Source organism: Curtobacterium sp. ISL-83 (genome assembly GCF_018613895.1).
Lineage (GTDB): Bacteria > Actinomycetota > Actinomycetes > Actinomycetales > Microbacteriaceae > Curtobacterium.
Window position 1 is genome coordinate 118,823 of the sequence record NZ_JAGGPH010000016.1, and the last position, 17,893, is coordinate 136,715.

The 17,893-nt window shown below is 71.7% G+C and carries 17 protein-coding genes and 1 pseudogene; 3 read left to right on the forward strand and 15 right to left on the reverse strand.

Annotated elements, in window-relative coordinates; genetic code table 11:
- Positions 1-23 precede the first annotated feature (23 nt).
- The 8 genes from era to hrcA form a co-directional block, all read right to left on the reverse strand.
- A complete protein-coding gene (gene era, locus J7E22_RS15480) occupies positions 24-968 on the reverse strand; it encodes a GTPase Era (RefSeq protein WP_214982726.1) in 945 nt (314 codons plus the stop codon).
- Positions 965-2,290 (reverse strand): hemolysin family protein, encoded by a 1,326-nt coding sequence (locus J7E22_RS15485; RefSeq protein ID WP_214982727.1) that lies wholly within the window; start codon positions 2,288-2,290, stop codon positions 965-967. The genes era and J7E22_RS15485 overlap by 4 nt, the downstream gene beginning before the upstream one ends.
- A 4-nt stretch (positions 2,291-2,294) precedes the next feature.
- On the reverse strand, positions 2,295-2,756 hold the full coding sequence (ybeY, locus tag J7E22_RS15490) for an rRNA maturation RNase YbeY (protein ID WP_214982728.1): 462 nt from the start codon (positions 2,754-2,756) through the stop codon (positions 2,295-2,297).
- On the reverse strand, positions 2,753-3,802 hold the full coding sequence (locus tag J7E22_RS15495; protein WP_374193283.1) for a PhoH family protein: 1,050 nt from the start codon (positions 3,800-3,802) through the stop codon (positions 2,753-2,755). Before J7E22_RS15495 ends, ybeY begins: the two co-directional genes overlap by 4 nt.
- Positions 3,792-4,145, reverse strand: a complete 354-nt coding sequence (locus J7E22_RS15500; protein WP_214982729.1) for a histidine triad nucleotide-binding protein — start codon at positions 4,143-4,145, stop codon at positions 3,792-3,794. Before J7E22_RS15500 ends, J7E22_RS15495 begins: the two co-directional genes overlap by 11 nt.
- A gap of 49 nt (positions 4,146-4,194) precedes the next feature.
- Positions 4,195-4,941 (reverse strand): 16S rRNA (uracil(1498)-N(3))-methyltransferase, encoded by a 747-nt coding sequence (locus tag J7E22_RS15505; protein ID WP_214982730.1) that lies wholly within the window; start codon positions 4,939-4,941, stop codon positions 4,195-4,197.
- Complete coding sequence (gene dnaJ, locus J7E22_RS15510; protein WP_214982731.1) at positions 4,941-6,053, reverse strand: molecular chaperone DnaJ; 1,113 nt, start codon at positions 6,051-6,053, stop codon at positions 4,941-4,943. Before dnaJ ends, J7E22_RS15505 begins: the two co-directional genes overlap by 1 nt.
- 103 nt (positions 6,054-6,156) lie before the next feature.
- Positions 6,157-7,176: a heat-inducible transcriptional repressor HrcA gene (hrcA, locus tag J7E22_RS15515; protein WP_214982732.1), complete on the reverse strand. Its 1,020-nt coding sequence runs from the start codon at positions 7,174-7,176 to the stop codon at positions 6,157-6,159.
- A 107-nt stretch (positions 7,177-7,283) separates the two neighbouring features.
- Here hrcA and J7E22_RS15520 point away from each other — a divergent pair, with 107 nt between their 5' ends.
- Positions 7,284-7,712, forward strand: coding sequence for a DUF4870 domain-containing protein (locus J7E22_RS15520; RefSeq protein WP_308159273.1), 429 nt, complete (start codon positions 7,284-7,286; stop codon positions 7,710-7,712).
- 13 nt (positions 7,713-7,725) lie between these two features.
- On the opposite strand, the gene hemW is transcribed toward J7E22_RS15520, so the two are convergent.
- Positions 7,726-8,943: a radical SAM family heme chaperone HemW gene (gene hemW, locus J7E22_RS15525; RefSeq protein WP_214982733.1), complete on the reverse strand. Its 1,218-nt coding sequence runs from the start codon at positions 8,941-8,943 to the stop codon at positions 7,726-7,728.
- 28 nt (positions 8,944-8,971) lie between these two features.
- On the opposite strand from hemW, the gene J7E22_RS15530 reads away from it, so the two are divergent.
- Entirely contained in the window at positions 8,972-9,673 is a 702-nt protein-coding gene (locus J7E22_RS15530) for an HAD family hydrolase (RefSeq protein WP_214982734.1), read from the forward strand.
- Positions 9,674-9,967: 294 nt separating this feature from the next.
- Here the strand turns inward: J7E22_RS15530 and J7E22_RS15535 are convergent, their stop codons facing one another.
- Together J7E22_RS15535 and lepA are read right to left on the reverse strand one after the other, a co-directional pair.
- Entirely contained in the window at positions 9,968-10,615 is a 648-nt protein-coding gene (locus J7E22_RS15535) for a DUF1990 family protein (RefSeq protein WP_214982735.1), read from the reverse strand.
- A 135-nt stretch (positions 10,616-10,750) separates the two neighbouring features.
- Positions 10,751-12,598, reverse strand: a complete 1,848-nt coding sequence (gene lepA, locus J7E22_RS15540) for a translation elongation factor 4 (RefSeq protein WP_214982736.1) — start codon at positions 12,596-12,598, stop codon at positions 10,751-10,753.
- Between the two features lie 384 nt (positions 12,599-12,982).
- Here lepA and rpsT point away from each other — a divergent pair, with 384 nt between their 5' ends.
- Positions 12,983-13,243 (forward strand): 30S ribosomal protein S20, encoded by a 261-nt coding sequence (gene rpsT / locus J7E22_RS15545; RefSeq protein ID WP_214982737.1) that lies wholly within the window; start codon positions 12,983-12,985, stop codon positions 13,241-13,243.
- A gap of 122 nt (positions 13,244-13,365) precedes the next feature.
- Here the strand turns inward: rpsT and holA are convergent, their stop codons facing one another.
- From holA to J7E22_RS15555, 4 genes and pseudogenes are all read right to left on the reverse strand, one after another.
- Entirely contained in the window at positions 13,366-14,385 is a 1,020-nt protein-coding gene (holA, locus tag J7E22_RS17740; protein ID WP_251009225.1) for a DNA polymerase III subunit delta, read from the reverse strand.
- A 580-nt stretch (positions 14,386-14,965) separates the two neighbouring features.
- Positions 14,966-16,753, reverse strand: a pseudogene (locus tag J7E22_RS18340) (ComEC/Rec2 family competence protein); the annotation flags it as partial.
- On the reverse strand, positions 16,750-16,824 hold the full coding sequence (locus J7E22_RS18445) for a hypothetical protein (RefSeq protein ID WP_374193285.1): 75 nt from the start codon (positions 16,822-16,824) through the stop codon (positions 16,750-16,752). The pseudogene J7E22_RS18340 and the gene J7E22_RS18445, both read right to left, overlap by 4 nt.
- Entirely contained in the window at positions 16,803-17,780 is a 978-nt protein-coding gene (locus J7E22_RS15555) for an SLBB domain-containing protein (protein ID WP_251009226.1), read from the reverse strand. Before J7E22_RS15555 ends, J7E22_RS18445 begins: the two co-directional genes overlap by 22 nt.
- Positions 17,781-17,893 lie beyond the last annotated feature (113 nt).

Below are 17,893 nucleotides of genomic sequence, written 5' to 3' on the forward strand. Positions count from 1 at the left end.
GTCAGTCCGGCGGATGACGCGGATCAGAAGCCGAGGCGCCCCAGCTGCTTCGGGTCGCGCTGCCACTCTTTGGCCACCTTCACCCGGATGTTGAGGTAGACGTGCCGGCCACCGAGCAGTGCCTCGATCTCGGCGCGGGCCCGGGAGCCGACGTCCTTGAGCCGCTCGCCGCGGTGGCCGATCACGATCGCCTTCTGGCTGTCCCGCTCCACGAACAGGTTCGCGAAGATCCGCAGGGGGCCGTTCGGGTCTTCCTCCGGGTCGGGCTCGACCACGTCCTCCACCACGACGGCCAGCGAGTGCGGCAGCTCGTCGCGCACGCCTTCGAGGGCAGCTTCACGGATCAGCTCGCTGATCCGCTCCTCGTCGGTCTCCTCGGTGACCGCCGACGCGTCGTAGAGCTGCGGCGACTCCGGCAGCAGCTTCGTGACCTCGTCGAGGAGCACCTCCAGCTGGAACCCCTCGGTGCCGGACGTCGGGATGATCGCGTCCCACTCCCGGAGCTTCGAGACGGCCAGCAGCTGCTCACCGACGCGGTCCTTCGAGGACCGGTCGATCTTCGTGACGATCGCGACCTTCTTCGCGCGCGGGTACTGGTCGAGGGTGTCGTTGATGAACCGGTCGCCCGGCCCGATCGGCTCGTTCGCCGGCACGCAGAACCCGATCACGTCGACGTCACCGAGCGTGGACTGCACGAGGTCGTTGAGCCGCTCACCGAGCAGCGTCCGCGGGCGGTGGACGCCGGGGGTGTCCACGATGATGACCTGGCCGTTCGGGCGGTGCACGATGCCGCGGATCGCACGACGCGTCGTCTGCGGCTTCGAGGACGTGATGGCGACCTTCTCGCCGACCAGCGCGTTCGTGAGCGTCGACTTGCCGACGTTCGGACGGCCGACGAACGACACGAAGCCGGCGCGGTAGGGCTCACCGTCGGGACGCTGGGCTGCGGGGGTGGCGGTGTCGGTCATGCGTGGTGGGTTCCCGTCGTGGTGGGTGCGGAGTCCTCGGCGAACGCGTCCTCGACGTCCTCCAGGGCGGTGGTGCGCTCAGCGAGCACGGTGATGAGGTGGCGGCGCTTGCCCTCGACACGGTCGGCCGTGAGCACGACCCCGGACACCGTGACCGTGTCGCCGCGGATCGCCAGGTGGCCGAGCTCCTTGGTGAGCAGGCCGCCTGCGGTGTCGACGTCGTCGTCGTCGAGCTCGATGCCGAACAGGTCGCCGAGTTCGTCGACCGGCAGCCGCGCGGAGATGCGCCAGACGCCCGGCTCGACCTCGACCCGGTCGACGACGGCGCGGTCGTACTCGTCGCTGATGTCGCCCACGAGTTCCTCGATGAGGTCCTCCATCGTCACGAGTCCGGCGACGCCGCCGTACTCGTCGACGACCAGCACCAGGTGGTTCTTCGCCGCCTGCATGTGGCGGAGTGTCTCGTCGGCGTGCTTCGACTCGGGGACGAACTCGGCCGGACGCAGCAGGGTCGTCACCCGTGCGGTGGCGGAACCCGGCCGTTCGTAGAGGGCGCGCGACACGTCGCGCAGGTACAGCACCCCGAGGACGTCGTCGCTGTCCTTGCCCGTGACCGGCATCCGTGAGACGCCGGTGGCCAGGAACTGCTCCATGGCCGCGGCGACCGTGTCGGTGCCGTCGACGGTGGTCATGTCGGTGCGGGGCACCATGACCTCGCGGACGAGGGTGTCGCTGAACTCGAACACCGAGTGGATCAGCTCGCGGTCGTCCTGCTCGAGCACGTTGCTCTCGGTCGCCTCGTCGACGAGCGAGAGCAACTGCTCTTCACTCGACACCGTGGAGGCGCTGCCGCCCCGGCCCGGCGTGACCCGGTCGCCGATCGCGACGAGCAGTCCGGCGAGCGGCCCGAGCACGATGCGGATGCCGTGCACGAGTCCGCCGGTGGTGCCGATCAGCCGTTCGGCGTGCGCACGGCCGACGCTCCGGGGACTCGACCCGACGAGCACGAACGAGACGGCGGTCATCACGGCAGCGGCGACGATGAGGGCGACCCACCAGGTGTCGAACACCATCACGAGCGCGATGGTGACGAGGACCGCGGCGGCCGTCTCGGCGAGGACACGGAAGAAGTTGAGGGCGTTGACGTGCGCGCCGACGTCGTCCGCGATGGCCTCGATCGCCCGACGTCGCTTGTTGCCGCGGGCGATCTCGTCGAGGTCGGCCCGGGACAGCACCGACAGCGACGCGTCGGACGCGGCCAGCAGACCGCCGACGACCACCAGGACGAACGCCACCGCGAGCAGGGCGGCGACGAGCACCATCAGGTCACCGCCCTCGGCGCTGTGCGGCGAACGCGGAGAGGATCTCGCCCTGCAGGCCGAACATCTCGGCCTTCTCCTCCGGCTCGGCGTGGTCGAACCCCAGCAGGTGCAGGATGCCGTGGCACGTGAGCAGCAGCATCTCGTCGGTCGTGGAGTGCCCGGCGGTCTTCGCCTGCTCCTCGGCGACCTGCGGGCACAGCACGATGTCGCCGAGGAGGCCCGCCGGTGTCGGGTCGTCCTCGGTGCCCGGGCGGAGCTCGTCCATCGGGAAGCTCAGGACGTCCGTCGGGCCGGGCTCGTCCATCCACCGCACGTGCAGCTGTTCCATCGCGCCCTCGTCGACGAGCACGATCGCGAGCTCGGCGTCAGCGTGGACGTGCAGCGCGTCGAGCGCGAACGCGGCGAGCCGCTGGATGGCGGCCTCGTCGACCTCGACGCCGGACTCGTTGTTGAGCTCGATGCTCACCGGTTGCCTCCTCGGGCATCGTGCTGGCGGTGTCCGGCCTGCTCGGCCAGTCGTTCCTCGTCGTACACGGTGTAGGCGTCGACGATGCGGCCCACCAGCGTGTGCCGGACCACGTCCTCGCTGCCGAGACGGGCGAAGTGGATGTCGTCGACCTTGTCCAGGATCCGGGTCACGAGCCGCAGCCCGGAGAGGTTGCCGGGCAGGTCGACCTGCGTGATGTCACCCGTGACGACCATCTTCGAGCCGAAGCCCAGACGCGTCAGGAACATCTTCATCTGCTCGGGCGTGGTGTTCTGCGCCTCGTCGAGGATCACGAACGAGTCGTTCAGCGTCCGCCCGCGCATGTACGCCAGCGGTGCCACCTCGACCGTGCCCGCCGCGAGCAGCTTCGGCACGAGCTCCGGGTCCATCATCTCGTTGAGCGCGTCGTAGAGCGGCCGCAGGTACGGGTCGATCTTGTCGGTGAGGGTGCCCGGCAGGAACCCCAGGCGCTCCCCCGCCTCGACCGCGGGACGCGTCAGGATGATCCGGTTCACCTCGCGCCGCTGCAGGGCCTGGACCGCCTTCGCCATGGCGAGGTAGGTCTTGCCCGTACCGGCCGGACCGATGCCGAACGTGATCGTGTGCTCGTCGATGGCGTCGACGTAGGCACGCTGTCCGTCGGTCTTCGGCCGGACGGACTTGTTCCGGCTCGAGACGATCGGGGTGCCGAACGTGTCGGACGGCTTGCGGTCGTCGTCCAGGATGCGCGCCGACGTCGGGATGTCCGCCGGTCCGATGTCCTGTCCGTTCCGGACCATGCCGACGAGTTCGTCGACGAGGGCCTTCGCGCGCTGGACGTCGCGGTCCGGTCCGGTGAGCGAGACCTCGTTGCCCCGGACGAGGACGCGGACGGCGGGGTACTGCCGTTCGACGGTCTTGAGCAGCCGGTCCTGGGGGCCGAGGAGCTGGACCATGGCGATGCCGTCGACCCTGATGTCGACGCTGCTCTCGCCGCTGCCGACGGAGTCGTCGGTGGCGGACGGGGCGGGTTCGTTAACCGGCAAGGGTGCCTTCCTGCAGTTCACCTGCGAGTACGTGCGCGTGCACTTGGAACACGGTCTGACCGGCGGCTTCGCCGGTGTTGAAGACGAGTCGGAACTGGCCGTCAGCGCGCTCGTCGGCGATGCGACGGGCCGTGGCGACCATGTGGGCGAGGAGGTCCGGGTCGCCGGCGGCGAGCTCGGTGACGTCCGCGTAGTCCTCGGTCTTGGGGATGACGAGCACGTGGACGGGTGCCTGCGGCGCGATGTCCTCGATCGCGATCACGCGGTCGTCCTCGGCGACGATGGTCGCCGGGATCTCGCGCGCGATGATCTTCGAGAAGATGCTGGGCGTGCTGGTGCTCATTGCTCCATCGTAGAACCCGGCGCCTCCGTGCATCCTTCCCGCTTCCGCGTCACCAGCGTCCGAGCCGCGTCTGGAGGACTGCCAGCGCAGCCGGTCCCGCGGTCGACGTCCGCAGCACCGTCTCCCCGAGCCGCACGCGGAGCGCGCCCGCGGCGACGAGGCGTTCGAACTCCGACCCGTCGATCCCGCCCTCCGGTCCCACCACCAGCACGATCTCGTCGACGTCGGCGGGCGGCTCCCACGCGGACAGGCGCACGTCGCCCACCGGATCGAGCACGAGCACCACCCGTCGACCCGCTCCGTCCGCGGTGGAGCGCGCGAGCTGTGCCGTCGTGACCGGGGCGTCGACGCTGGGCACCCGTGCGCGGATCGCCTGCTTCGCTGCCTCGTGCGCGATCGCGGCCCAGCGTGCCCGGCCCTTCTCGACCTTCGCGCCGTCCCACTTGGACACGCTCCGCGCTGCCGACCAGGGAACGATCCGGTCGACGCCGATCTCGGTCGCCGCCTGCACCGCCATCTCGTCCCGGCCGCCCTTCGCGAGGGCCTGGACGAGCGTCAGCGACGGCGACGCCACCGGCGCCACGGACACGCCGGACACCGCGAGCACCAGGGCGTCGCGGTCGACCGACGACACCGTGCCGACGGCGACCGTCCCCCGGCCGTCGCCGATCCGCAGCGCCTCGCCCACCCGGACCCGGGACACGGTCACCGCGTGCCGCCCCTCGGCACCGTCGAGCGTGACGCTGCCCCCGGCGGTCACGCCGTCGAGCGTGTCGACCAGGTAGAGCGAGGCCATCAGAAGTTGAAGAAGCGGTCGCGGATCTTGCCGAACATCCCCTGCTGGAACCGCGCCAACTCGGGCTTCGCCGCCTTGTGCGACTTCGCGAACTGCTCGACGAGCTGGCGCTCCTTGTGGGAGAGCTTGGTCGGGGTGACGACCTGCACGCCGACCCGGAGGTCACCGCGTCCGCTGCCCCGCAGCTTCGTGACACCGCGGTCCTTGATCACCAGGACGTCGGCGCTCTGCACACCGGGACGGACCTCGAGCTCGACCGGGCCGTCGAGACCGTCGATCGTCGTCTTCGTGCCGAGGATCGCGTCGGCCATCTGGACCTCGAGCGTCGCGAGCAGGTCGTCGCCGTCACGGCTGAAGACGTCGTGGTGCCGGACGCGGACCTCGAGGTAGAGGTCGCCGGACGGGCCGCCGGCCGGTCCGACCTCGCCCTGCCCGGGCATCTGCAACCGGAGACCGGTTTCGACGCCCGCGGGGACGTCGACCGGGATCGACCGGCGCGCACGGATGCGCCCCTGGCCCTGGCAGGTCGGGCACGGGTTCGGGATGACCGTGCCGTACCCGCGGCAGGTACCGCACGGCGCGCTCGTGACGACGTTGCCGAGCAACGACCTGACCTGCCGCTGGATGTGGCCCGTCCCGCCGCAGATGTCGCAGGTCTGGGGGCTCGTGCCCGGCGCGCAGCACGATCCGCCGCAGGTCTCGCAGAGGACCGCGGTGTCGACCTCGACGTCCTTGTGGGTGCCGAAGACGACCTCGTCCAGGTCGACGTCGATGCGGAGCAGGGCGTCCTGTCCGCGCTCGGCGCGGCTGCGCGGGCCGTTGCCGCGCCCGCCGCCCGCACCGCCACCGAAGAAGGCGTCGAAGATGTCACTGAACCCGCCGGCGCCACCGCCGAACGGGTTGTCGGCCTGCGGCCCGGCGTCGTACCGACGCCGTTGCTCGGGGTCGCTCAGCACGTCGTACGCGTGCGTCACGTCCTTGAAGCGCTCGGCGGCGTCCGGGCTCGGGTTCACGTCCGGGTGGAGCTCGCGCGCCAGTCGGCGGTACGCCTTCTTGATGTCGGCATCGGAGGCGTCTCGCTGGACGCCGAGGACGTCGTAGTGGTCTGCCACGTATCCCTCAGTCGGTTCGGATCGGTCGGATCGGTTCGGTCAGGAGGCCCGGTGTGCGCCCCGCTGGTGGGTCGCGCCCGTCAGGTGGCCGGGTCGGTCTCGGTCAATGCTCACCGAGGAGTTTGGAGAGGTACCGTGCGACGGCGCGCACGGCGGCCATGTTCGTGCCGTAGTCCATGCGGGTCGGCCCGAGGACGCCCAACCGAGCGACCTCACCGCCCGCCAGGTAGCCACCGGCGACGATGCTCGTCGCGTCGAGCCCGTACTCGGCGTTCTCCATGCCGATGCTCGCCGCCACCGCGATGTCGTCGACCTGCATCTCACTGAACAACCGGAGCAGGGTGACTTGTTCCTCGATGGCCTCGAGCACGGGGAAGAGGCCGCCGGAGAAGTCCTGTTCGCTCTTCGCCAGGTTCGCGGCGCCGGCCATCAGCAGGCGGTCCTGCCGGTTCGCGCCGACCTGCTCGATGAGCGTCGCGACGACCACGCCGGCGAGGGGCTGCCCCTCCGGTCGGAGCTGCTGCGGGACGGCCCGGAGCGCCCGCGGGACGTCCTGGAGCAGGAGGCCGACGGCAGCGCCGTTCACGACGCTGCGGAGTTCGGTGAGCGCGGTCTCGTCGATCGGCACGTCGGTCTCGACGACCCGCTGCTCGACCCGCGCGGTGTCCGTGATCAGGACGATCATCAGCCGGGAGTCGCCCAGGCGGACGAGTTCGACGTGCTGGACGCGCGCCCGGATCATCGAGGGGTACTGGACGAGGGCGACCTGGTTCGTGAGCTGGCTGAGCAGCCGGACGGTGCGCCCGAGGACCTCGTCGAGGTCGTTCGGCGCCCCGAGGAACGTCTCGATCGCGTGCCGCTGGGCGCTGGAGAGCGGTCGGGTCCCCGCGAGGTGGTCGACGAAGAGCCGGTAGCCCTTGTCGGTTGGGACACGACCCGACGAGGTGTGGGGAGCGACGATGAGCTGCTCGTCCTCGAGCTGGGCCATGTCGTTGCGGATGGTGGCGGCGCTGACACCGAAGGCGTGCCGTTCGACGATGGTCTTCGAGCCGACCGGTTCGCGGGAGGCGACGTAGTCCCGCACGATCGCCTTGAGGACCTCGAGGCTGCGTTCGCTGACCACCTGATCCCCTTCCGTTCGTTCTGGCACTCGGACGTGTCGACTGCTGATCCTACGCCCGACCGCCGACGCCCCGGGACTTCTGCACAGGCCGCCGGTACGCTTCCGGCATGACCTACGGACAGCAGCCCGGCGGCGGCCAGTACCCCGGCGGACCGCAGCAGCCCGGCGGCCCCCAGGGCCCCGGCGGGTACTACCAGCCGCCGCAGCCGATGACGCCGGCGGACCAGCGGCTCTGGGCGACCCTGACGCACATCGGCGGGATCTTCTCGAACTTCGTCGCGCCGCTCGTCGCCTACCTGGTGCTGCGGGACCGCGGCGCCTTCGTGCGCGAGCACACCCGCGCTGCCCTCAACTTCCACCTGACGATGGCCATCGCCTACGTCGCCGGGACCATCCTGTCGATCGTCGTGATCGGACTGTTCATCATCTGGGCAGCGGGCATCGTGTCGATCGTCTTCGGGATCATCGCGGCCGTCGCGGCCAACCGGGGCCAGCTCTACCGCTACCCGCTGTCGATCGAGTTCATCCGCGAGTAGCGCCGGCGAGCGGTCAGTCCAGCAGCTCCCGCACCACCGCGTCGGCGAGCAGCCGGCCCGTCCTGGTCAGGTCGATCCGCCCCCGCACCGCGGCCGACCCGTCTACGAGACCACGTGCGATGAGCCCGGCGACGCGGCCACGGGCCTCCTGGCGGAGCTCGGAGGTGGTGAGTTCCCCGCGGACACGCGCGGCGAGGAGCACGCGCTCGACGTAGCGGGTCTCGGCGTCGAGCGTCTCGCGCCCGGCGGCCGGCGACACGCGGTCGAGCACACGGTTCGCGTAGGGCGCCGGGTGCTTCACGTTCCACCACCGGGTGCCCGCGACGCTCGAGTGGGCGCCGGGGCCGACCCCCCACCAGTCGTGGCCCTTCCAGTAGGACAGGTTGTGCCGGCTCGCGTGCTCCGGGCCGCGCGACCAGTTGGAGACCTCGTACCAGGAGTACCCCGCGGCCCCGAACACCTCGTCGGCCAGGTCGTACATGTCCGCGGCGAGGTCGTCGTCCGGGGCCGGGAGCTCACCCCGCGAGACCGCCCGGCCCATCGCCGTCCCGTCCTCGACGATCAGCGAGTACGCCGACACGTGGTCGGGTGCGCAGGCCACCGCCGCGTCGAGCGAGGTCCGCCAGTCGGCCAGGGACTCCCCCGGCGTCGAGTAGATGAGGTCGAGGCTGACGTCGAGCCCCTGCTGCTTCGCGAGGTCGACGACGACGGGCACGCGCAGCGGGTCGTGGGTGCGATCGAGGGTCGCGAGCACGTGCGGGACGGCCGACTGCATGCCGTAGCTCATCCGCGTGAACCCGCCGCGCTGCAGGGTCGCGATGGACTCGGCGTCGACGGAGTCGGGGTTCGCCTCGGTCGTGATCTCCGCGCCTGGCAGGATCCCCCAGGTGTCGTCGATCGCCCGGAGGATCATCACCAGGTCGGACGCCGGCAGCATCGTGGGGGTGCCGCCGCCGAAGAAGACCGTCGACACCGGGCGCCGCGGGACGCCGGAACGGTCGAGCACCGTCGCCGCCCACTCGATCTCGCGCACGGCGTGGCCGGCGTAGTCGTCCCGCCGGACGCCGCGGAGCTCCGAGGCCGTGTAGGTGTTGAAGTCGCAGTACCCGCAGCGGACGCGGCAGAAGGGGACGTGGACGTACACGCCGAAGGGCACGGCACCCGCGTCCGGGCCCGGGGTGATCAGGCCGTCCCGTGGGGCGGGATCGGCGATCGGGAGGGCACTCGGCATGGACTCCATTGTCGGCCATGATGGAGGGATGGAGCACCACGCGGTCCCCACCACGGTCCTCTGGGACATCGACGGCACGCTCGTCCTCAACGCGTCGTCGCCGGGCAACCTGTACCACCTCGCGCTCGAGCGGGCCGTGGGCCGGGACCTCACACTCCGCGTCGGACACCAGCACGGACGCACCGATGCCGGGCTCATCGCGGAGCACGTCCGGGCACACGACCTCGGGGACGACCTCATCCCCGTCGTCAGCGGGCACCTGCGGGACCTCACCACCGAGCGGTACCACGCCGGCGACCGGCGACGCCCGGCCCCCGGCGCGATGGACCTGGTGGCCCGGTTCGCGGAGCTCGGATGGCGCAACGGCCTGCTGACGGGCAACTCCGCGTACCGCGCTCGCGTCAAGCTGCTCGGCGCCGGGTTCGCCGTCGACGCCTTCGACTGGGAGCACTCGTACTTCGGCGACGAGGAGGTCGACCGCACCGGCGTCACCGGCCGCGCTGCCGAGGCCCTCGCCGGGACCCGTGCCGTGATCGTCGGGGACACCCCGCGCGACGGTGAGGCCGCCGACGCCGTGGGGATCCCCTTCGTCGCCGTGGCGACGGGGGTCTACGACGTGGACTCGCTCCGGGCCACGGCAGCGGTGACGATCGCGCGCGACTGCGTGCAGGACGGGCAGCTCATCGAGGAGGCGATCGCGGCGTTGCCGCCGCTCCGCCCGGTCGGCTGAGCCGACGGCCTGTCGGCGTCTCCGTCTGGAGGCGTGGGACGGGCTCAGCCACGCGCCTCCCGTCCGCGGGTCCACGCGTCCGGCGGCCGCCTGCCGACGCGCCATCGCGGCCCCGCCGAGAGCGCTCGACACGCCGCACGCCCGACGCCGAGGGCGCGGAAACCGTCGCTCGGCGACGCCCAGCGCGACGGATTGTGCTCCCCCACTGCCCGCGCCCGGGCGTGTCGCAGCAGCGCTTGGTCGCCGCGTGTCGTCGCCGCGTGTCGGTCGCCGGCCGGGCGGCCAGCAGGCGGGTCAGTCGCCGCGGAGGGCGGCCAGGTACTTCTCCGCCATGACCTTCTGCTGCCGCCGCAACAGCGGTGCGACGAACTGCCACTTCCGACTGGCCGGCTGCGAGAACTGCCGGATCTGCAGCCAGACGGAGCCGTCCGGGGTCCGCTCCACGACGAAGGACTCCTCGCCCGAGAGCGGGTGCCCCTCGAGCGTGCCGTACGCGAAGCCCTTGCGGTCGTGCTCGTCGATGATCGACACGACCCGGACCGGTGCCTGCACTGTCTGTCCGAACGCGTGCATCGTCAGGGTCGCCGTGGTCCCGGCGGTGACCAGCGGGGTCCCGTCGGCCGCGAACTTCTCGACCCGGGGCGTCCCGATCGAGGCCGGCGTGATCGGCACGCCCTCGTCGTCGAAGGTGACCGGGTTGTAGCGGACCTCGTCGTCGTCGGGCTGTTCCTCGACCTGCACGCGGATGCCGCTGCGCTCCTGGATCTGCCACGTCAGGGTCTGCGTGACCGCGGTCTCGAAGCGCGCGTCGCCGTGGCCGATCCGGGAGCGGGACTCCGTCGGGGTGAACCCCTCCGGCGGGTACGTCATGAGGTCCGGTGCCTGGGTCGCGCCCACGGCTCCGTACGTCAGGGCGGTCCGGTAGCTCCCGCGGGTACTCATGGCCGCAATGCTACCGGGGTGCCGGGGGTGCGGCCGCCCCGGCGGGTCGCGCGGGCCGCTCAGCACCCGTGCTGCGGGCCTCCCGGCCGTGATGCTGGCCGCCCTCCGGACGCGGGTCCGGAGGGCGGTCCGGCGCTACTTCTTCTTCTCTTCGACGTCCCCGGAGAGCGCGGCGATGAAGGCCTCCTGCGGGACCTCGACCCGGCCGATGGTCTTCATGCGCTTCTTGCCCTCCTTCTGCTTCTCGAGCAGCTTGCGCTTGCGGGTGATGTCACCGCCGTAGCACTTCGCCAGGACGTCCTTGCGCATCGCGCGGATGCTCTCGCGCGCGATGATGCGGGCGCCGATCGCGGCCTGGATCGGGACCTCGAACTGCTGGCGCGGGATGAGCTTCCGGAGTCGCTCCGTCATGAGCGTGCCGTACGCGTACGCCTTGTCGCGGTGCACGATCGCGCTGAACGCGTCGACCTGCTCACCCTGCAGCAGGATGTCGACCTTCACGAGGTCCGCGGCCTGGTCGCCGATGGGCTCGTAGTCCAGGCTCGCGTAGCCCTGCGTCTTGCTCTTCAGCTGGTCGAAGAAGTCGAAGACGATCTCGCCGAGGGGCATCTGGTAGCGGATCTCGACGCGGTCCTCGCCCAGGTACTCCATGCCGAGCAGGGAGCCTCGGCGCTGCTGGCAGAGCTCCATGATCGCGCCGACGTAGTCCTTCGGGGCGAGGATCGCCGCGCGGACCATGGGCTCCCGGACCTCGAGGATGCGGCCCGTCGGGAACTCGGACGGGTTCGTGACCTGGGTCGTCGTGTTGTCCTCGGTCGTGACGTCGTAGATCACGCTCGGGGCGGTGGTGATGAGGTCGAGGCCGAACTCGCGGCTGAGCCGCTCGGTGATGATCTCGAGGTGCAGCAGGCCGAGGAACCCGCAGCGGAAGCCGAAGCCGAGTGCGACGGAGGTCTCCGGCTCGTAGACCAGGGCCGCGTCGGAGAGCTTGAGCTTGTCGAGCGCCTCGCGGAGGTCCGGGTAGTCCGAGCCGTCGATCGGGTACAGGCCGGAGAAGACCATCGGCTTCGGGTCGGTGTACCCGGGCAGCGCCTGCGTCGCCGGACGCTGCGCGCTGGTGACGGTGTCGCCGACCTTCGACTGGCGGACGTCCTTGACGCCGGTGATCAGGTAGCCGACCTCGCCGACGGACAGGCCCTTCGTCGGGGTCGGCTCCGGGCTCGACACCCCGATCTCGAGGATCTCGTGCGTCGACTTGGTCGACATCATCTGGACCTTCTCGCGCGGCTTGATCGACCCGTCGATCATGCGGATGTACGTCACGACGCCGCGGTAGCTGTCGTACACCGAGTCGAAGATCATCGCGCGCGGCGGGGCGTCCACCGTGCCGGTCGGTGCCGGGACCGTGCGGACGACGCGGTCCAGGAGCTCCGCGACACCGACACCGGTCTTGCCCGAGACCCGCAGCACGTCCTCCGGCTTGCCCCCGATGAGCTGGGCGAGTTCGGCCGCGTACTTGTCCGGGTCGGCGGCGGGCAGGTCGATCTTGTTGAGCACCGGGATGATCTCGAGGTCGTTCTCGAGCGCCAGGTACAGGTTCGCGAGGGTCTGCGCCTCGATGCCCTGTGCCGCATCGACGAGCAGGATCGCGCCCTCGCACGCCGCCAGGCTGCGCGAGACCTCGTACGAGAAGTCGACGTGCCCGGGGGTGTCGATCATGTTCAGCGCGAAGGTCTCACCGTCGAGCTCCCACGGCATGCGGACCGCCTGGGACTTGATCGTGATGCCGCGCTCGCGCTCGATGTCCATGCGGTCGAGGTACTGCGCACGCATGGCGCGGTCCTCGACGATGCCGGTGATCGAGAGCATGCGGTCGGCCAGCGTGGACTTGCCGTGGTCGATGTGGGCGATGATGCAGAAGTTGCGGATCGCCCCGGCCGGGGTCGCGGCGGGCTCGAGCGGCGCAGATGCTTGTGGGCTCACGGTTCCTCGGGGTGGGTCGGACGGTCGGACAAGTCTCCCACGTCTGGTCGCCCGGCGAGACGCCCCGTCCCGCCGATCCGCTCGCCGGGCGAGACGCCCCCGTCCCGCCGATCCGCTCGCCGGGCGAGACGCCCCCGTCCCGCCGACACACCGCCGAGTACGCGAGACGCCGCGGTATTCGGCACCGTCTCGAGCAAACCGGGGCGTCTCGAGCAGACGGGGTCGTTCCGCGGCGTTTCGCTGCGTTGTTCCGCGCGGTTCCGCCTGGTAATGTTGGTGGCTGGCTTACGCGTTCCGTCGCCCACGGGTGGAACGCGATGCGACCAAGGGCCCCTCTACCCAGCGGTCGCAACCACCCGTCCGAGACGAAGCAGGAGAACATCCATGGCGAACATCAAGTCGCAGATCAAGCGCATCAAGACCAACCTGAAGGCCCAGGAGCGCAACAAGGCCTACAAGTCCGAGCTCAAGACGTTCATCCGTCACACGAACGATGCCGTTGCTGCCGGTGACAAGGACAAGGCCGTCGCGGCCCTGGCCGTCGCCACCAAGAAGCTCGACAAGGCCGTGAGCAAGGGCGTCATCCACAAGAACCAGGCTGCGAACCGCAAGTCGGCCATCGCCAAGAAGGTCGCGTCGCTCTGACGCTCTGATCCTCGTTCGAAGGCCCCGCACCGTTGGTGCGGGGCCTTCGTCGTTCCCGGGTCCACCTGCGCGGTCAGTACCGTTCCTGCACCGCCGCATGCGGACGGGAGGCCCCGCTCGCGTCAGCGTGCCTCGCCGCGTCGAGCGATGGTGCGGACCATGACCTCGAGCGCGTAGTGCGCATCGCGCGACCCGCCCTTCACCGCGGTGTCGGCCTCGGCGATGCTGGTGATCGCGTTCGCCAGGCCGGCCTCGCTCCAACCGGCGACGTCGCGCTGTGCTCGCTGCACCTGCCACGGCGCCATGCCGAGGGCTGACGCCGCCTGCCCGCTGGGGCCACGGAACGCGCTGACCTTCGCCATCGTGCGGATCTTGCTCGCGAAGGCGGCGACGATCGGGACCGGGGCTTCGCCCGTGGCGAGGGCGTGCCGCAGCTCCACGATGGCGGGTGCCGAGCGTCCGGCCAGGGCGATGTCCGCCACCTTGAACGCGTTCGTCTCGACGCGGCCGCCGTAGTACTTGTCGACGACCTTGTCCGTGATCTCCTGCGCTTCGTCAGCGAGGAGCTGTCGGCACGCCGCGGCGAGTTCGGCCAGGTCGTCCGCAAACGCTGTGACGAGCGTCCGGACCGCGGACGGCGCGATCTTGCGACGGGCAGCGCGGAACTCGGCGTTGACGAATTCGATGCGGTCGGTCTCGCGCTTGAGTTCGTCGCACACGACCTCGATCCCACCGCCCACCCCGCTGCGGATCGTGTCGAGCAGCTTCTTGCCCCGCATCCCACCGCCGTGGCGGAGCACGAGCGTGACGTCGTCCGCCGCGGCCCCGAGGTACGCGATGGTCTCGGTGATGAACGCGTCGGTGCACTTCTCGACGTTGGTCACGCGCACGAGCCGCGGTTCGCCGAAGAGCGACGGGCTCGCGAGGGTCGCGAGCAACCCGGGAGCGTACTGGTCGGCTTCGAGGTCGTGGACCTCGAGCGCGGGGTCCTCGCCGACGAGCAGGTCGCGGAGCACACTGCTCGCCCGCTCGGCCAGGAACTGTTCCGGCCCGGTGATGAGCACGACCGGCGACGGCCGGATGCCCGACCACGGGACCTGGTCGATCTTCGCGGCGGCGCGCGCGGGCTTCTTGGCGGGCATGCGTTCCTTCCGGTGGTGCTCCCTCGATCCTACGGGCGGCCGCCGACGATCCGCGTTCGGTACAGATGCGGACGGCTCCGTCGGCACCGGCACGGACGACGACCGTCCCCTGCCGGTCCGTCCGGAACGCCGTCGTCCCCGCGGCGCGGAGCATGTCGAGCGCTCGCGTGGTGGGGTGGCCGTAGGTGTTGTCCGCGCCGACGCCGATGAGGCCGACGGGTGCGGCGACCTGCTCGTAGAGCGCCGGGTCCTGGTCGGCGGCCCCGTGGTGGGCCACCTTGACGACGTCGACCGGGTCGAGTCCGGTGGCCAGGAGCCGTCGTTGCGCCGTCTCACCGAGGTCGCCGAGCAGGAGTGACGACACGCACCCGACGCACCCGTGGCCGGGGTCGGTCCGGAGCACGACGCTCGCGGCGTTCCCCGCCGCGACGTCACCGCTCGACGGCCAGAGCACCCGCCACGTCAGCGGCCCGAGCTCTCCCGACACCCCCGCCGATCCGCGACGCACGTCGACTCCGGCGTGCTGGAGGTCGCGGACGATGCGTTCGTCGGCAGCACGTCCCGTCGGACCCACGAGCGCGGTCCTCACGGACCCGGCGACCGTGCCGACGGCACCGACGTGGTCACGGTCGAAGTGCGTCAGGACGAGCAGGTCGATCCGCTCCACGCCGAGCAGGTCCAGGCAGGCGTGGAGTCGCTCGGGATCGTCGCCGGTGTCGACCAGTCCGATGGCGTTGCCGCCGCGGAGCAGGATTGCGTCGCCCTGTCCGACGTCGCAGGCCGCGATCGACCAGTCGTCGGGGATGCTCCCCCGCGCGACGACGACGGGGAGCGCCACGCTCGCTACGCCGATCACGACGACCGCGCCGGCGGCGAGGACCAACCACCGACGGAGCATCCCGGTGACCAGGACGGCGACGGCGACGGCGACACTGACCCCGGCCGCCGCGGCGACGCCGATCCCGTCACCCGGCCAGGGTGCCGACGCGAACGGGAGCTTCGCCGCCGTGTGTGCGACGACGCCGATGGCGCTCGCGGGGGCCCAGGCGACACCGGCCAACACCGAGGCGCCGTCCGGCCACACGGGAGCCAGCAGGCACGCACCGAGCCCGATCACGGTCACCACCGGCGCGAGCGGCTCGGTGAGCAGGTTCGCGGGCACGGCGTAGGTCGGCAGCGCAGCAGCCAGCGGGATGGTGGCCGGCCAGCACGCGAGCTGCGCCGACACCGGGACCGCGAGCACGGCCGCGAACGGCTTCCACACCCACTTCCCGACGAGGTCGGCCAGGGGCGGCCCGAGCACGACGATCCCGCTGGTGGCCAGCACCGACAGGGTGAACGCGAACGACCGGGCGGTCCACGGGTCGACGACGAGCATGCCGACCACGGCCAGCGCGATGACCGGCACGCCGCGCACGGGTCGCCCGGTGAGGTGCACCACGAGCACGATGACGGCCATCACGGTCGCCCGCACGATCGACGGATCGGGACGGACGAGCACGACGAACGCGAGGAGCAGGGCGACCGCCACGGCGGCACGGATCACCCGCGGGAGCCCGCACGCGCGCCCGAGGACCACGACGAGTGCCACGATCACGGCGCAGTTCGAGCCGGACACCGCGGTCAGGTGTGTCAGGGCGGCGGTCTCCATCGCGGCCTGCGTGTCCTCGTCGAGTCCGCTCCGGTCACCGATCGCGAGTCCACGGAGCAAGGACGCACCGGGTTCCGGCAGGGCCGACGAGACGCGGACGAACGCTTGCCGGGCGCGATCCGTGGCCGCCAGGAACCCGGTGGGCGGCTGCGTCCGTGGGGTTCCGCGGAGGAACACCACGAACGCCGTGGGCGACCCGGGGTCGTCGGGCTGCACCGTGGCACGGCCGGCGAGTGACGACCCGGCCGCGACCGTCCGCGGTCGGTCTGACGAGTCGGCCGCCGGCACCACCCGCACGGGCACCCGGAGCGCCGCCGCACCACCCGCGCCGACCGCACCCTCGACGGCCCGCAGCGTCCCGAGCACGGATCGGTCGCGCGGGGTCAGGTCGCGGTCGAGCGTCAGCTGCACCCCGACGGCACCCGGGCCGATCGACCGTACGGCGTCGGGCTGCCGCCGGACCTCCCCGACGCCGATCGCCACCGCCACGAGCGCGACGAGCGCCGCAGCCGTCAGGACGAGCGCGACCAGCACCCGCACGGTGTCGGGTCCCGAGCGCACCGCCCACAGCACGAGCGCGGCTCCCACGACGATGACGGCCCCGACGACCACGGTGGGGACCGCGGCCCGCGGCTGGCCGACGAGCAGCGCGGCGGCGAGCCACGCACACGCTGCCGGGAGCGCGATCCGCGTGTCGGAACCGGTCACCCCGCTCACACGCGCACCCGGTCGCGCAACTCTGCGAAGCGGGTGTCACCGATCCCGCTCACGTCGAGCAGGTCCTCCACGGCTCGGAACCCACCGTGCTCGTCACGCCACGCGATGATCCGACCGCCAGCGACGGGCCGATGCCCGGCAGCGTCTCGAGGGCTGCCTGGTCGGCGGTGTTCAGGTCGACGACGCCGGTCGGCGCCCCGGCCGTACCCGCCCCTCCGGGCGCCCCGGCAGCCCCGGACGCGCTCGTCGAAGATCCCGTCGTGCCCGCCCCTCCGGACACCGGGCCGAGCGCCTGCGGGACCTCGGCCTCGCCGACCCGCGGCACGTACAACCGCTCGCCGTCCTCGAGGACGCGGGCCAGGTTCAGCCGTGTGAGATCCGCTTCGGCCACCGCGCCACCGGCCCGCGTGAGCGCGTCCTGCACCCGGCTGCCGACCGGCAGGTCGACGACTCCGGCGTGGGCCACCGCGCCGAGCACGTGCACGACCACGGTGGCGGGGGCCGTCGCCGCGGCCGTCGGTGCCGCCGAACGCGCTGGACCGTCGGCGGCCCCTGGTGACGCAGGCCGGGGCGTCTCCCCCGAAGCCGTCACGGTCGGCGCTCCGGTCACGACGACACCGTCACCGCCAGCACCCGAGGACCCCGCGCCGAGTGCCACGACCACGAGTGCGATCGCCAGGACGACGCCGCCGAGGACGACCGCCGCACGGGGCGAGAGCGCGAGGCGGCCGGACAGTCCCGACGTGACCGGTTCCCCGGCGGCGGCAGCCCCGGCGCCCGAGCCGACCGGGCCAGCGACGAGCGGCGCGCCCGCCCCCAAGGCGGCCGGCAGCAAGTCGTGCAGCGCCCCCGGCAGCACGACCTCGACGCGCTCCTCCGGCCCACCCGCCACAGCGCCGCCGAGGCCGACGACGTCCCCGAAGCTCCCGTCGTCCCCGAAGCTCCCGCCGCCAGCGAGTGGCCCGGGCACCGGCTGCGAGACGGACGACCTCGACGACGGACCGGACGGGGGCCATGGCGACGACATGCCCGGAACGCTACGGAGCCCGACCACCCGGCCGGGCCCCGTCACCGCGAGCTGTGGAGAGCTCGGTCACCGCCCCCGCTGTGCAGGAACGACGCGCGCACGTTGCACGCGAC